General features: G+C 71.3%; 14 protein-coding genes. 12 read left to right on the top strand and 2 right to left on the bottom strand.

Going from position 1 to position 14,434, the window contains the following annotated elements:
- The first annotated feature begins 77 nt into the window (after positions 1–77).
- The 9 genes from GGE06_RS18815 (at position 78) to GGE06_RS18775 (ending at position 10,624) form a co-directional block, all read left to right on the top strand.
- Complete coding sequence (locus tag GGE06_RS18815) at positions 78–866, top strand: enhanced serine sensitivity protein SseB C-terminal domain-containing protein (protein ID WP_116158724.1); 789 nt, start codon at positions 78–80, stop codon at positions 864–866.
- A 362-nt stretch (positions 867–1,228) separates the two neighbouring features.
- On the top strand, positions 1,229–2,257 hold the full coding sequence (locus GGE06_RS18810) for an ABC transporter permease (RefSeq protein WP_116158723.1): 1,029 nt from the start codon (positions 1,229–1,231) through the stop codon (positions 2,255–2,257).
- Between the two features lie 110 nt (positions 2,258–2,367).
- Positions 2,368–4,131 carry an ABC transporter substrate-binding protein gene (locus GGE06_RS18805; RefSeq protein ID WP_116158722.1) on the top strand — a complete coding sequence of 588 codons (1,764 nt, stop codon included), beginning with the start codon at positions 2,368–2,370 and terminating at the stop codon, positions 4,129–4,131.
- 114 nt (positions 4,132–4,245) lie between these two features.
- A complete protein-coding gene (locus GGE06_RS18800) occupies positions 4,246–5,244 on the top strand; it encodes an ABC transporter permease (RefSeq protein ID WP_116158721.1) in 999 nt (332 codons plus the stop codon).
- Complete coding sequence (locus tag GGE06_RS18795; RefSeq protein ID WP_184931309.1) at positions 5,241–6,347, top strand: ABC transporter ATP-binding protein; 1,107 nt, start codon at positions 5,241–5,243, stop codon at positions 6,345–6,347. The genes GGE06_RS18800 and GGE06_RS18795 overlap by 4 nt, the downstream gene beginning before the upstream one ends.
- A gap of 8 nt (positions 6,348–6,355) precedes the next feature.
- Complete coding sequence (locus GGE06_RS18790; protein ID WP_184931427.1) at positions 6,356–7,600, top strand: ABC transporter ATP-binding protein; 1,245 nt, start codon at positions 6,356–6,358, stop codon at positions 7,598–7,600.
- Positions 7,601–7,698: 98 nt separating this feature from the next.
- Positions 7,699–8,376 carry a trimeric intracellular cation channel family protein gene (locus tag GGE06_RS18785; protein ID WP_116158718.1) on the top strand — a complete coding sequence of 226 codons (678 nt, stop codon included), beginning with the start codon at positions 7,699–7,701 and terminating at the stop codon, positions 8,374–8,376.
- Between the two features lie 23 nt (positions 8,377–8,399).
- Positions 8,400–9,251 (top strand): thioesterase family protein, encoded by an 852-nt coding sequence (locus GGE06_RS18780; protein WP_181924497.1) that lies wholly within the window; start codon positions 8,400–8,402, stop codon positions 9,249–9,251.
- A gap of 209 nt (positions 9,252–9,460) precedes the next feature.
- Positions 9,461–10,624, top strand: a complete 1,164-nt coding sequence (locus tag GGE06_RS18775; protein WP_184931308.1) for a cysteine desulfurase family protein — start codon at positions 9,461–9,463, stop codon at positions 10,622–10,624.
- A gap of 41 nt (positions 10,625–10,665) precedes the next feature.
- On the opposite strand, the gene GGE06_RS18770 is transcribed toward GGE06_RS18775, so the two are convergent.
- Positions 10,666–11,340: an N-acetylmuramoyl-L-alanine amidase gene (locus tag GGE06_RS18770; RefSeq protein WP_116158716.1), complete on the bottom strand. Its 675-nt coding sequence runs from the start codon at positions 11,338–11,340 to the stop codon at positions 10,666–10,668.
- Positions 11,341–11,401: 61 nt separating this feature from the next.
- Between GGE06_RS18770 and mnmA the strand changes: the two genes are divergently transcribed.
- A complete protein-coding gene (gene mnmA, locus GGE06_RS18765) occupies positions 11,402–12,514 on the top strand; it encodes a tRNA 2-thiouridine(34) synthase MnmA (protein ID WP_184931307.1) in 1,113 nt (370 codons plus the stop codon).
- 32 nt (positions 12,515–12,546) lie between these two features.
- Here the strand turns inward: mnmA and GGE06_RS18760 are convergent, their stop codons facing one another.
- Positions 12,547–13,086, bottom strand: a complete 540-nt coding sequence (locus tag GGE06_RS18760) for an alpha/beta fold hydrolase (protein ID WP_376773561.1) — start codon at positions 13,084–13,086, stop codon at positions 12,547–12,549.
- Positions 13,087–13,186: 100 nt separating this feature from the next.
- On the opposite strand from GGE06_RS18760, the gene GGE06_RS18755 reads away from it, so the two are divergent.
- Together GGE06_RS18755 and GGE06_RS18750 are read left to right on the top strand one after the other, a co-directional pair.
- Positions 13,187–13,726 (top strand): LOG family protein, encoded by a 540-nt coding sequence (locus tag GGE06_RS18755; RefSeq protein WP_116158713.1) that lies wholly within the window; start codon positions 13,187–13,189, stop codon positions 13,724–13,726.
- A gap of 7 nt (positions 13,727–13,733) precedes the next feature.
- Positions 13,734–14,432: an SDR family oxidoreductase gene (locus tag GGE06_RS18750; protein WP_116158712.1), complete on the top strand. Its 699-nt coding sequence runs from the start codon at positions 13,734–13,736 to the stop codon at positions 14,430–14,432.
- Positions 14,433–14,434: the final 2 nt, after the last annotated feature.

Genomic DNA, 14,434 nt, shown 5'->3' with positions numbered 1-14,434 from the left:
CTGAACTGACCGAGTCGCTGAACTGACCGCGGCGCTGGAAGACGTACGCGGTGGACGGAAGAGGGGCGGGACCCAGGGTGAGCACGACCGCTGCGGCCGGGGGACGGGTCGAGCACACGCTGCGCCAGGTGGCACCCGGACGCTACGACGCGTACGAGCAGCTGCTGCACGCCCTCGCCGACGGCGAGCTCTGGATGCTGCTGTGGCAGGGCGCCCCCGGCTCCCCCGACGCCCAGTACGGGAACATGGAGGTCGACGGCTTCGGCTACGCGCCCTGCGTGACCTCCGCCCAGGAGCTCGCCGCCTCCGGCTGGAACCGCGCCCACGAACTCGTCACCGGCCGCGACATCGCCCGCGCCCTCTACCCCGACCGCTGGGGCGTCTGGCTCAACCCGCACGCCCCCGGCGGCGGCCTCGGCATCCCCTGGGCCGACCTGCGCCGGATCGCCACCGGTCTGGACCGGATGCCCGCCGGGCCGCTGCGCGTCACCGAGCCCGCTCTGGAGATCCCGCAGTTCTACGCCCTGCTCACGCAGAACGCCCACCGCACCCCGACCGTCCGCGCGCTGCGCCGCGGGTGGGTGCAGCCGGCGCTCGGCTCCCCGTACCTCGCCATCGGTCTCGACCTGTACGACACGTCCCCGGCGGCCGTCGACCAGGTCCGCTCGATGATGCGCCAGTCGATCGGCGCCGTCCCCGACGGGCTGCCCGTCTCGACGGTCGCGCTCTCCGACGCGTACGACCCGGTGGCGCTGTGGCTGCGGGCGAACGCGCGCCCGTTCTACGACCGCGAGGCGCACGCCGGGCGCGGCTCCGCCGCCGTACCGGGGTACGGATATCCGCCACCGGCGCCGTCCGGATACTGAGACGCCCCTCGTGTCCCACTTGTCGGCAAAGGCCTCCGGAGTCCGCTCCGGAGGCCTTCATTCACCCCAATTCGACAGCTCGCGACACCAGTTGAGCGACATGTCCGATTGCGGGCGAGAGGGACCCGGTTGGTCCGCTCAGGTGATCACGACGTCCGGATAACGGAAGTCGCAGCACCGCATCACGTTTGAGCAAACATTGCCCTTCAGGTCTGGCGGGTGATCGCAAGCGCATTGAAGACTCCCCGGAACACAGGACGTTCGACTCCTTTCGAGCCGATGTCCAGCAGGTTGTTCCACCGAGCCGCTACCCGCGGCGGGCAAGGGCCGGCTACCGGCGGCCGAGAGGGGTCCTCACCACGATGACGGCACCACTGCACGAGGCGAGTGCGGGCGAGGCGACCGCCACCGTCGACGGCGCGCCCGACGCATCCGGCACTCCGGGCGATTCCGGCACGGGCGGCAAGACGATCGAGGGGCGCTCGCCCTGGAAGATCGCCTGGACCCGCCTCAAGCGCGACAAGCTGGCCCTCGCGGGCGCGTTCGTCGTCGTCTTCCTGATCCTCGTCGCGATCTTCGCGCCGGTCATCGTGAGCCTCCTGGGCCACCCGCCGGACGAGTTCCACGAGGACCAGATCGACCCGCTGTTCGGCACGCCGATCGGCTCCTGGGGCGGCGTCAACGGCGACTTCCTCTTCGGCGTCGAGCCGGTCAACGGCCGCGACGTCTTCAGCCGCGTCGTCTACGGCGCCCGGATCTCGCTGCTCGTCGCCTTCCTGGCGGCGGTCTTCGCGGTCTTCCTCGGCACCGTCCTCGGCGTCATCGCGGGCTACTTCGGCGGCTGGGTCGACGCGGCCCTCAGCCGGATCATGGACGTGATGCTCGCGTTCCCGCAGCTGCTCTTCACGATCGCCCTGGTCTCGGTGCTGCCCAACGAGTTCCTCGGTCTGGACGGGTCGGGCGTCCGCATCGCCGCACTGGTCCTGGTGATCGGCTTCTTCGGCTGGCCGTACGTCGGCCGCATCGTCCGGGGACAGACCCTCTCGCTGCGCAACCGCGAGTACGTCGAGGCCGCCCAGAGCCTGGGCGCCGGCCGCTTCTACATCCTGCGCCGCGAGCTGCTGCCCAACCTGATCGCCCCGATCATGGTCTACGCGACCCTGATGATCCCCACCAACATCCTCACCGAAGCGGCGCTCAGCTTCCTCGGCGCGGGTGTGAAGCCTCCCACCGCTTCCTGGGGCCAGATGCTGTCGACGGCCATCACCACCTACGAGTCGGACCCCCTGTTCATGGTGATCCCCGGCCTCGCGATCTTCATCACCGTTCTGGCGTTCAACCTCTTCGGCGACGGCGTGCGCGACGCGCTCGACCCGAAGGGCTCCCGCTGACCGTTCGCCGACGACACGCAAGACCCGCCCCTGCCGCTGGCGACAGGAGGCCCATCCCCAATCGGCGGACCGCCGTAACGGCCGCCACTATCCCGGAGGTTGCTGGACCCATGCTGAAGAGCTCTCAGCGCAGAATCGCCGCGGGCGCGCTGCTTGCCGCGGCCACGATGGTCGTCACGACCGCGTGTGGCGGCGGCAACGGCGACGGTGGCAGCAAGGGCGCGGCCGGCGCGGCCGGCTTCAACGCCGCGGTGAACAAGGTCGCCAACGCCTCCGACAAGAAGGGCGGCGAGCTGAAGTTCATCGGCTCGCAGGAGGCCGACTCGTGGGACCCGCAGCGCGGCTACTACGGCTTCGTGTGGGACTTCGCCCGCTACTACACGCGCCAGCTCGTCTCCTTCAAGGCCGTGCCGGGTGCCGAGTCCACGGAGCTGGTCCCGGACCTCGCCACCGACGCGGGCAAGGTCTCGGCCGACGGCCTCACCTACACGTTCACGCTGAAGGACGGCGTGACGTGGGAGGACGGCAAGCCGATCACCTCCAAGGACATCAAGTACGGCATCGAGCGCATCTGGGCCCAGGACGTCATCTCCGGCGGCCCGATCTACCTCCAGCAGGTCCTCGACCCCAAGGGCGAGTACAAGGGTCCGTACAAGGACACCACCACGGACAAGCTCGGCCTGAAGGCGATCGAGACCCCGGACGACAAGACCATCATCTTCAAGCTGCCGGTCGCCAACGGCGACTTCCTGCAGATGCTGGCCATGCCCGCCGCCTCCCCGGTCCGCCAGGACAAGGACACCAAGGCCAAGTACGGCCTGAAGCCCTTCTCCTCCGGCCCGTACAAGTGGCAGTCGTACACGCCGAACAAGTCGATGAAGCTCGTCCGCAACGACAAGTGGGACGCGAAGAGCGACACCATCCGCAAGGCGCTCCCGGACACCATCAGCGTCACGTTCACCACGAACGCCGACGACATGGACAACCGTCTGGTCGAGGGCGAGTACGACCTCGACCTCAACGCGACCGGTGTCGGCGCCGCCGCCCGCCAGAAGGTGCTCCAGCAGCACAAGGGCAACGTCGACAACCCGCAGACGGGCTTCATCCGCTACGCGGTCTTCCCGCAGACGGTGATCTCCAACGTCGAGTGCCGCAAGGCCATCATCTACGCGGCCGACTCCAAGTCCCTCCAGACCGCCCGTGGCGGCCCGCAGGCCGGTGGCGACATCGCCACCAACATGCTGCCGCCGGCGATCAAGGGTGCCGACCCGAAGGCCGACCCGTACGGCAAGCTCGCGGGCGCCCCCGACCTGGCCAAGGCCAAGGAGGCGCTGAAGAAGTGCGGTAAGCCGAACGGCTTCAAGACCACGATCGCGGTCCGCAACAACAAGAAGATCGAGATCGCGACCGCCGAGTCCCTCCAGCAGTCGCTGAAGGCCGTCGGCATCGACGCCCAGATCGACCAGTTCGACGGCGCCCAGACCTCGGGCATCATCGGTTCGCCGAAGGTGGTCAAGGAGAAGGGCTACGGCATCATCATCATGGGCTGGGGCGCCGACTTCCCGACCGGTCAGGGCTTCCTCCAGCCGCTGGTCGACGGCCGCTTCATCCTGCAGAGCGGTAACAACAACTTCTCCGAGCTGAACGACAAGGCCATCAACGGCCTGTTCGACCAGGCGCTGAAGGAGACCGACCCGACCAAGGCCGGCGAGCTCTACAAGCAGATCAACACGAAGGTGTCGGAGGCCGCGGTCTACCTGCCCTTCACCCACGAGAAGAACATCATCTGGCGCAGCTCCCGGCTGACCAACGTCTACACGGCGGACGCCTACAACGGCCGCTACGACTACGCGTCGCTCGGCGTCGTCAAGTAATCCGACCCGCTTCACCGGCGCACCACCCGCCGCCAGGTCCGAAGGGCAGGTGATGGCCGACGGCGGCGGCCGGGGAACCCGATCGGGATCCCCGGCCGCCGCCCGGCCGACCGCATGCTTGCATACATAATCCGACGGCTCTTCTCAGTCGTCGTGATGCTGCTCGTCGTCACACTGGTGACGCTCAGCATCTTCTTCCTCATCCCCAAGATGACCGGCAGCGACCCTGCCGCGATGTTCGTCGGCAAGCAGGCGGATCCGGCTTCCATCGAGGCCATCCGGCAGAAGCTGGGCCTGGGCGATCCGATCCTGGTGCAGTTCTGGCACTTCGTCTCGGGCATCTTCGTCGGCCGCGACTACACCGGCGGCGGCGACACCATCCACTGCGCCGCGCCCTGCTTCGGCTACTCGTTCCGCACCGAGCAGGACGTCTGGACGATGCTGACCGACGCCTTCCCGGTCACCCTGTCCATGGTCCTCGGCGCCGCCGTGCTGTGGCTGGTGCTCGGCGTCACCACGGGCGTGGTCTCCGCGCTCAAGCGGGGCACGATCGTCGACCGCGCGGCGATGATCACCGCGCTCGCCGGCGTCTCGCTCCCCATCTTCTTCACCGCCATGCTCTCCATGCTCGTCTTCCGCACGCAGCTGGGCTGGCTCAAGTCCTCGTACACCCCGATCACCGAGTCCTTCGGTGGCTGGTTCGGCGGTCTGCTCCTTCCCTGGGTCACCCTCGCCTTCCTGTACGCGGCGATGTACGCGCGCCTCACCCGCGCCACCATGCTGGAGGTCCTCGGTGAGGACTACATCCGCACCGCGCGGGCCAAGGGCCTCCCGGAGTCGGTCGTGCTCGGCAAGCACGCCATGCGCTCCACCATGACCCCCATCCTGACCATCTTCGGCATGGACCTCGGCGCCCTCGTCGGCGGCGCGATCCTGACCGAGACCGCGTTCAGCCTTCCGGGCCTCGGCCAGGCTGCCTACCGGGCCGTCAGCGAGCGGGACCTGCCGCTGATCCTGGCGGTCACGCTCATCACGGCTGCCGCCGTGGTCATCGCCAACCTCGTGGTGGACCTTCTGTACGCGGTGATCGACCCCCGAGTGAGGCTCGCATGACGGACAACCTGACGAAGACCGGTGCGGCGGTCGGCGAGCCCGTCGAGACCGGGAAGTCCGCCCCCGGCGACACCTTCCTCGACGTCCGCGACCTGAAGATCCACTTCCCGACCGACGACGGTCTGGTCAAGTCGGTCGACGGCCTCAGCTTCCAGCTGGAGAAGGGCAAGACCCTCGGCATCGTGGGCGAGTCCGGCTCCGGCAAGTCGGTCACCTCGCTCGGCATCATGGGCCTCCACACCGTCGGCCAGTACGGCCGGCAGAAGGCCCGGATCTCCGGCGAGATCTGGCTGAACGGCCGCGAGCTGCTCTCCGCGGACCCCGAAGAGGTCCGCAAGATGCGCGGCCGCGAGATGGCGATGATCTTCCAGGACCCGCTGTCCGCGATGCACCCGTACTACTCGGTCGGCAACCAGATCGTCGAGGCGTACCGCATCCACAACGACGTCGACAAGAAGACGGCGAAGAAGCGGGCCGTCGAACTCCTCGACCGGGTCGGCATCCCCGAGCCCGCCAAGCGGTTCGACAACTACCCGCACGAGTTCTCCGGCGGCATGCGCCAGCGCGCGATGATCGCCATGGCGCTCGTCAACAACCCCGAGCTGCTCATCGCCGACGAGCCCACCACGGCGCTCGACGTCACCGTGCAGGCGCAGATCCTCGACCTGATGCGTGACCTCCAGAAGGAGTTCGGCTCCGCGGTCGTCATCATCACCCACGACCTCGGCGTCGTCGCCGAGCTCGCCGACGACATCCTCGTCATGTACGGCGGGCGCTGCGTCGAGCGCGGACCGGCCGAGTCCGTCTTCTACGAGCCGCAGCACCCCTACACCTGGGGCCTGCTCGGCTCGATGCCGAGGATCGACCGCGAGCAGACCGAGCGGCTCATCCCGGTCAAGGGCAACCCGCCCAGCCTCATCAACGTCCCCAGCGGCTGCGCCTTCAACCCGCGCTGCCCGTACGCGGACGTCCCCAAGGGCGGCATCACGCGCACCCAGCGCCCGGAGCTGACGCTCGTCGGAGAGCGCCACCACTCCGCCTGCCACATGCCGCAGGAGGAGCGCACCCGCATCTGGACCGAAGAGATTGCGCCGAAGCTGTGAGCGAGACTATGGAACCCCTCCTCAAGGTCACCGGCCTGCAGAAGCACTTCCCCATCCGGAAGGGCCTGCTCCAGCGCCAGACCGGTGCGGTCAAGGCGGTCGACGGCCTCGACTTCGAGGTCTACCCCGGTGAGACCCTCGGCGTCGTCGGCGAGTCCGGCTGCGGCAAGTCCACGATGGGCCGGCTGATCACGCGTCTGCTCGAACCCACCGGCGGGAAGATCGAGTTCCAGGGCACGGACATCTCGCACCTCGGCGTGTCGGGCATGCGTCCGCTGCGCCGGGACGTCCAGATGATCTTCCAGGACCCGTACGGCTCGCTGAACCCGCGCCACACGGTCGGCTCGATCGTCTCGGCCCCCTTCAAGCTCCAGGGCGTCGAGCCCGAGGGCGGAGTGAAGAAGGAGGTCCAGCGCCTGCTGGGCCTGGTCGGCCTGAACCCCGAGCACTACAACCGCTACCCGCACGAGTTCTCCGGCGGCCAGCGCCAGCGCATCGGCATCGCCCGCGCCCTGGCCCTCAAGCCGAAGCTCGTCGTCGCGGACGAGCCGGTCTCCGCCCTGGACGTCTCCATCCAGGCACAGGTGGTCAACCTCCTGGACGACCTCCAGGAGGAGCTGGGCCTCACCTACGTGTTCATCGCGCACGACCTCTCGGTCGTGCGGCACGTCTCGGACCGCATCGCGGTGATGTACCTCGGCAAGATCGTCGAGCTCGCCGACCGCAAGTCCCTGTACGAGTCCCCGATGCACCCGTACACCCGGGCCCTGATGTCCGCGGTCCCGATCCCGGACCCGCGCCGCAAGGGCGTCAAGGGCGAGCGCATCCTGCTCAAGGGCGACGTCCCGTCCCCGATCGCCCCGCCGTCGGGCTGCCGCTTCCACACCCGCTGCTGGAAGGCCACGGAGGTCTGCAAGACCCAGGAGCCCCCGCTCCTGGAACTCCGTCCGGGCCAGCGCGTGGCGTGCCACCACCCGGAGGACGCGGAGGGGGTGACGATCCCGTCGGCGCGCGAGTCGGTGGAGGTCACGATCACGAAGTCCCCGGAGTCGCCGAAGGCACCGGAGGCCCCGGAGCCGGTGGAGGCCCCGGAGCCGGAGGCCCCGGCCTCGGCCGAGGCCACGGAGTCCACGGAGCAGGCTGACGCCCCGAAGTCGGGGGAGCCGGCCGAGGCCACGGAGTCGCCGGAGGCCCCGGAAGGGGCCGAGTCGGTCTCCAAGCCGGCCGCGAAGGACGACGCCGCGGGGGAGTGACCCCCGCACCGGACCGGAGGCCCCTGCCGTCATGCGACGGCAGGGGCCTCCGGTCTCCCCTGGTCTTCCCCCACCGGAACAACCGGAACAATGGGGGCGTGCTCCACGAATTGTTCACCCCCTCCGTTCAACACGCCCTCGACCTCGTCGGCATCTTCGTCTTCGCCATCTCCGGCGCCCTCCTCGCCGTCCGCAAGAACTTCGACGTCTTCGGCATCGCGGTCCTCGCCGAGGTCACCGCGCTCGGCGGAGGTCTCTTCCGCGACCTGGTCATCGGCGCCGTACCCCCCGCCGCGTTCACCGACCTCGGCTACTTCCTGATGCCGCTGGTCGCGGCGGTCCTCGTCTTCTTCCTGCACCCGGAGGTCGAGCGCACCCAGACCGCGGTGAACGTGTTCGACGCGGCCGGTCTCGGCCTGTTCTGCGTGACGGGGACGACGAAGGCGTACGACTACGGCCTCGGGCTCACCTCCTCCGCCGTGCTGGGCCTCGCGACGGCCGTCGGCGGCGGTGTGCTGCGGGACGTGCTCGCGAACGAGGTGCCGTCGCTGCTGCGCTGGGACCGGGACCTGTACGCCGTCCCGGCGATCGTGGGCGCGACGATGGTCGTGCTGTGCATCCGGTTCGACACGCTCAACGCGTTCACGAGCGGCGCCGCCGTCCTGACCGCCTTCGCGCTCCGCCTGCTCGCGATGCGCTTCCACTGGCGGGCGCCCCGCGCCTGGAACCGCCGTTCCTCCGCGCGCGAGGAGCCGGAAAAAGCTACCGCTCAGTAGCTAGCTGCGGTACCGTCGAGAACATGAGCACGAGCACCGAGACGGCGACCACCGCCGTGCATGAGTTCGACCGCGACACCGCCGTCATCCTCCGGGAACCCGGCGTCTACGACGCCGACCTCTCCGCCGGCTGGACGATCATCCACGCCGTCAACGGCGGCTACCTCCTCGCCCTGCTCGGCCGCGCCCTCGGCGACCACCTGCCGCACCCGGACCCGTTCACGATCTCGGCGCACTACCTGACGCCGTCCGTGCCGGGCCCTGCGGTGATCCGGACGGAGACCGTCCGGACCGGCCGGACGCTCTCCACGGGCACGGCGTCGCTCTTCCAGTACGCCGAGGACGGCACCGAGGTGGAGCGCATCCGCGTCCTCGCCTCGTACGGAGACCTCGACGCGCTCCCGGACGACGTCCGCACCACGGCGACGCCGCCGGCGATGGCGGCCATCGAGAACTGCTTCAGCGCGGCGGACAACCCGGCCCCGAGGATCCCCGGCTCCTCGGCGATCGCGGACCGCCTCGACCTCCGGCTCGACCCGTCCTGCGTGGGCTGGGCGGTCGGAGCGCCGTCCGGGAAGGGCGAGATGCGGGCCTGGTTCGGCCTGGCGGACGGGCGCGAGCCGGACGCCCTGTCGCTGCTCCTCGCGGTGGACGCGCTGCCGCCGACGTCGTTCGAGCTGGGCCTGCAGGGCTGGACGCCGACGGTCGAACTGACCACCCACGTCCGCTGCCGCCCGGCCCCCGGCCCGCTCCGGGTCTCCATCACGACCCGCAACCTGGCGGGCGGCTTCCTGGAGGAGGACGCGGAGGTCTGGGACACGGCGAACCGCCTGGTGGCCCAGTCCCGCCAGCTGGCCCGAGCCCCGCGCGCCTGACCCGCACCCGTGCGGGCGGTGCCCGCACGGGGTGGGCCGGGGCACCGCACGCACGGCACGGGGGCGCCGCCCCGCGCGGGCGTGGGTGCGGGCACCCGGCCGGGGCGTGGACGCGCGGCGGGCGGTGCGGCCGAGAACCGCCCACGGAGCCCGGCCGAAACGGGACGCCCCGCAGGCGCCGCGCGGCGGGCTCGTAGAATCGACCCACCATGGCTTACCTCGACCACGCCGCGACCACGCCCATGCTGCCCGAGGCGATCGAGGCGATGACCGCCCAGCTCGCCGTCACGGGCAACGCCTCCTCCCTGCACGCCGCCGGCCGCCGCGCCCGGCGGACCGTCGAGGAGGGGCGCGAGACGCTCGCCGCCGCGCTCGGCGCGCGGCCGAGCGAGGTCGTCTTCACCTCCGGTGGCACGGAGGCGGACAACCTCGCCGTGAAGGGCCTGTACTGGGCCCGCCGCGACGCCGACCCCCGCCGTACCCGCGTCCTGGCCAGCCCGGTCGAGCACCACGCCGTCCTGGACGCCGTCGACTGGCTGGCCACGCACGAGGGCGCCCAGGTCGAGTACCTGCCCGTCGACCGCCACGGCCGCGTCCACCCGGACGCGCTCCGCGAGGCGATCGCCCGCGACCCGGAGTCCGTGGCCCTGGCCACCGTCATGTGGGCGAACAACGAGATCGGCACGATCATGCCGGTCCGTGAACTCGCCGACGCCGCCGCCGAGTTCGGCGTCCCCCTGCACGCGGACGCCGTCCAGGCCGTCGGCCAGGTCCCGGTCGACTTCGCCGCCTCCGGGCTCGCCGCGATGACCGTCTCCGGCCACAAGATCGGCGGCCCGTACGGCATCGGAGCCCTGCTCCTCGGCCGCGAGCACACCCCCGTACCGGTCCTGCACGGCGGCGGCCAGGAGCGGCACGTCCGCTCCGGCACCCTCGACGTGCCCGCCGTCGCCGCCTTCGCCGTCGCCGCGCGGCTCGCCGCCGAGCGGCAGGAGGAGTTCGCCCGCGAGGTCGGCGCCCTGCGCGACGAGCTCGTCACCGCCGTCCGGGCGCTCGTGCCCGACGCGATCCTCGGCGGCGACCCCGTCGAGCGGCTCCCCGCCAACGCCCACTTCACGTTCCCCGGCTGCGAGGGCGACTCCCTGCTCCTGCTGCTCGACGCGGCCGGCATCGCCTGCTCCACCGGCTCCGCCTGCACCGCCGGCATCGCCCAGCCCAGCCACGTCCTGCTCGCCACCGGCACCGATCCGGACCTGGCCCGGGGCACCCTGCGCTTCTCGCTCGGCCACACCTCCACGAAGGAGGACGTGGCGGCGGTCGCGCAGGCGATCGGCCCGGCCGTGGAACGGGCGAGGACCGCCGGCCTCAGCTGAGCGGTCGGCCGCGGCCGGCCGCCGACCGCCGGCCCAGGGCCTCAGCCGATCGCCGCCCGCGCCCTCCGCACGAGCCGCATGTACCGGTCCCAGTCCCAGTGGGGACCGGGATCGGTGTGGTCCGTGCCGGGCACCTCCACGTGCCCGATGACGTGCTCCCGGTCCACGGGTATCCCGTACCGCGCGCATATGTCGGCCGTGAGCCGCGCCGAGCCCTCGTACATCGCCGCCGTGAAGTCCTGCGGCCGGTCGACGAAGCCCTCGTGCTCGATGCCGATGCTCCGCTCGTTCATGTCGCGGTTCCCGGCGTGGAAGGCGACGTCGAGCTCGCGGATCATCTGCGCCACATGACCGTCCTTGCGGACCACGTAGTGCGCGGCGGCCCCGTGCGCCGGGTCCTTGAAGACCTTCAGGGCGGACGCGTAGCTGCCCTGGACGACGTGGATCACGACCCGGTCGATCACGTAGTCGTCCGGCCGGTCCGCCCGCCGCCAGTTCGCGCGCGACGCCGACGTCCACTCGGCGCCCTTGTGGTCGAGCTCTCCCTCGACCCGCTTCTTCTCCATCCCCGGCAGCCGCCAGTACAGGCGCCCCAGCTCGTCCCTGGCCAGCGCGACCGTGCCCACCGCGGCGGCCGCACCGCCGATCAGCACGGCCCGCCGCCCCATCCGACGACTGCCCGCACCGGTCCCCGCGCCCTTCGACTCACTCCCCATGTCACGGAGAACGCCGACGACCGCGACCGCGGTTCCCGGAGCCCCGTACCCTGGGAGGGCTATGACTAAGACTCTCCGTGTTCTCGCCGCCATGTCGGGCGGAGTGGACTCCGCCGTCGCCGCCGCCCGCGCCGCCGAAGCCGGTCACGACGTCACCGGCGTGCACCTGGCCCTCTCCGCGAACCCGCAGTCGTTCCGTACGGGAGCGCGCGGCTGTTGCACGATCGAGGACTCGCGCGACGCGCGCCGGGCGGCCGACGTCATCGGCATCCCGTTCTACGTGTGGGACCTCGCCGAGCGGTTCCGCGAGGACGTCGTCGACGACTTCGTCGCGGAGTACGAGGCGGGCCGCACCCCCAACCCGTGCCTGCGCTGCAACGAGAAGATCAAGTTCGCGGCGCTCCTCGACAAGGCGCTCGCCCTCGGCTTCGACGCGGTCTGCACCGGCCACTACGCCACCGTCGTCCTGAACGAGGACGGCACCCGCGAGCTGCACCGGGCCTCCGACATGGCCAAGGACCAGTCGTACGTCCTCGGCGTCCTCGACGAGAAGCAGCTCGCGCACGCGATGTTCCCGCTCGGCGACACCCTCACCACCAAGGACGAGATCCGGGCGGAGGCCGAGCGGCGCGGGCTCGCGGTCGCGAAGAAGCCCGACAGCCACGACATCTGCTTCATCGCCGACGGCGACACCCAGGGCTTCCTGGCGACCCGCCTGGGCAAGGCCGAGGGCGACATCGTCGACGAGGCCGGCACCAAGCTCGGCACCCACGAGGGCGCGTACGGCTTCACCATCGGCCAGCGCAAGGGCCTGCGGATCGGGCACCCGGCCGCGGACGGCAAGCCCCGCTACGTCCTCGACATCTCGCCCGTGAACAACACGGTGACCGTCGGCCCCGCCGAGGCCCTCGACGTCACCGCCCTCACCGCGATCAAGCCCCGCTGGTGCGGCACCGCCCCCGAGGGCCCCGGCCGCTACACGGCCCAGCTCCGCGCCCACGGCGGCGAGACGCCGGTGAGCGCGGCGATGGAGGACGGCGAGCTGAAGGTCGTCTTCGACGAGCCGGTCCGCGGCGTCGCCCCCGGCCAGGCGATCGTCCTGTACGACGACACGCGCGTGGTGGGCTCGGCGACGATCGCGACGACCACGCGCCGCACGACCGCGACCGCCTAGGGCCTGCCCGGCGGATCAGGGCCGGACAGGCCCTAGACCGGCTCGTCGAGGAACTCCTCCAGGACCGGCGCCAGGACGTGCGGGGCCACCTCGTGCGTCTGGCCCGTCAGGGTGCGGTGCCGGGCCCGGGGGAGTGCCGCCGTCAGGGCGCGGGCCGCGTGCCGGGTCTCCACCGGGCTCGCGCCCCCGTCGACGACGAGCACGCGCGCGTGGACCGCCGCCACGAGCCCGTCCGCGAGGGGCTCCGGCTCGTACACCGACACCGTGTCCACCGGCAGTCCGGCCGCGGCCCCCGCGAGCGCGAGGACACCGCCCGTCTCCGTGCCGTGCACCGCCGCCCCCGGCCCCGCCGCCTCCAGGACGGCCGCCAGGTCCTCGATCTCCCGCTCCACCGCGGCCGTCGCGCGCCGCTCGTACGTCACGACGGAGAAGCGCCGGGCGAGCAGCCCGGCGAGCGCCCGCCCGCTCCCGTCGGCGCCGCCGACCAGGACGACGGCCCGCCCGTCCCCGTACCGCTCGTACGGGATCTCCGTACCGTCCCGCGACACGACCCGGCCCCGGACCCCGCTCATCGTGGTGCATACCTCGTCCATGGCAGTGCAGACCGGAGCCCCCGCCGGAACTCATCGCCGCCCGCCGGACTTTCTTCCACGACCCCCTACGGTGGAGCCCATGAACATCTGCGTCTTCCTCTCCGCCGCCGACCTCGACGAGCGGTACACGGCCCCCGCCCGCGACTTCGCCACGCTCCTCGGCAAGGCAGGCCACACCCTCGTCTGGGGCGGTTCCGACACCGGCCTGATGAAGGTCGTCGCGGACGGCGTCCAGGAGGCGGGCGGCCGGCTCGTCGGCGTCTCCGTCGACTTCCTCGCCCACAAGGCCCGCCCGAACGCCGACGAGATGGTCGTCGCCGGCGACCTCGCCGAGCGCAAGGCGCTGCTCCTCGCCAAGTCCGACGCGATCGTGGTCATGGCCGGCGGCACGGGCACCCTCGACGAGGCCACCGAGATCCTGGAGCTGAAGAAGCACGGCAAGCACTCCAAGCCGGTCGCGTTCCTCAACACCGCCGGTTTCTACGACGGCCTCAAGACCCAGTTCCAGCGCATGGAGTCGGAGGGCTTCCTCCCGCTCCCCCTCGCCGCCCTCGCCCTCTTCGCGGACGACGGCCAGACCGCCCTCGCCCACCTGGAGGCGGAGATCGCCTCCCGCTGATGCGAGCATGGTGCGCATGGCTACACATGTGATCACCGGAGCGGGTTCCGGCATCGGCGCGGCCGTCGCGCGCCGTCTGCACGCGCGCGGGGACGAGCTCGTGCTCCACGCGCGCGACGCGGGGCGGGCCAAGGAGCTCGCCGCCCAGTTCCCCGGGGCGCGGACGCTCGTCGGGGACCTCGCCGACCCGGACCGGCTGTCCTGGGCGTTCTCGCACCAGAGCCTGCCCGACCGGGTGGACTCCCTGCTGCACATCGCGGGTGTCGTCGACCTCGGGCCGATCGGGGAGCTGACCCCGAAGACCTGGCACCACCAGCTGAACGTCAACCTGGTCGCCCCGGCCGAGCTGACCCGGCACTTCCTGCCGCAGCTGCGGGTCTCCCAGGGCCACGTCGTCTTCGTGAACTCGGGCGCCGGGCTCAACGCGCACGCCGAGTGGGGCGCGTACGCCGCGTCCAAGCACGGCCTCAAGGCCCTCGCGGACTCCCTGCGGCACGAGGAGCACGCCAACGGGGTGCGGGTGACCTCGGTCTACCCGGGCCGCACCGCCAGCCCCATGCAGGCGAAGGTCCACCAGCAGGAGGGCAAGGAGTACGACCCGTCGAGGTGGATCGACCCCGAGTCCGTCGCGACGGCGATCATCACCGCGATCGACCTGCCGCGTGACGCGGAGATCAACGATCTGACCGTGCGCCCGGGGCGATAGGG

The organism is Streptomyces nymphaeiformis, assembly GCF_014203895.1.
In the GTDB taxonomy this organism is placed as follows: Bacteria; Actinomycetota; Actinomycetes; order Streptomycetales; family Streptomycetaceae; genus Streptomyces; species Streptomyces nymphaeiformis.
The sequence above is the reverse complement of the archived record's forward strand: the minus strand, read 5'-3'. Positions and strand labels throughout refer to the sequence as shown.

Coding starts and splice junctions, on each gene's coding strand:
- GGE06_RS18810 (WP_116158723.1), top strand. CDS start 1,229: ATGACGGCACCACTGCACGAGGCGAGTGCGGGCGAGGCGACCGCCACC.
- GGE06_RS18805 (WP_116158722.1), top strand. CDS start 2,368: ATGCTGAAGAGCTCTCAGCGCAGAATCGCCGCGGGCGCGCTGCTTGCC.
- GGE06_RS18800 (WP_116158721.1), top strand. CDS start 4,246: ATGCTTGCATACATAATCCGACGGCTCTTCTCAGTCGTCGTGATGCTG.
- GGE06_RS18795 (WP_184931309.1), top strand. CDS start 5,241: ATGACGGACAACCTGACGAAGACCGGTGCGGCGGTCGGCGAGCCCGTC.
- GGE06_RS18790 (WP_184931427.1), top strand. CDS start 6,356: ATGGAACCCCTCCTCAAGGTCACCGGCCTGCAGAAGCACTTCCCCATC.
- GGE06_RS18780 (WP_181924497.1), top strand. CDS start 8,400: ATGAGCACGAGCACCGAGACGGCGACCACCGCCGTGCATGAGTTCGAC.
- GGE06_RS18775 (WP_184931308.1), top strand. CDS start 9,461: ATGGCTTACCTCGACCACGCCGCGACCACGCCCATGCTGCCCGAGGCG.
- GGE06_RS18770 (WP_116158716.1), bottom strand. CDS start 11,340: ATGGGGAGTGAGTCGAAGGGCGCGGGGACCGGTGCGGGCAGTCGTCGG.
- mnmA (WP_184931307.1), top strand. CDS start 11,402: ATGACTAAGACTCTCCGTGTTCTCGCCGCCATGTCGGGCGGAGTGGAC.
- GGE06_RS18760 (WP_376773561.1), bottom strand. CDS start 13,086: ATGAGCGGGGTCCGGGGCCGGGTCGTGTCGCGGGACGGTACGGAGATC.
- GGE06_RS18755 (WP_116158713.1), top strand. CDS start 13,187: ATGAACATCTGCGTCTTCCTCTCCGCCGCCGACCTCGACGAGCGGTAC.
- GGE06_RS18750 (WP_116158712.1), top strand. CDS start 13,734: ATGGTGCGCATGGCTACACATGTGATCACCGGAGCGGGTTCCGGCATC.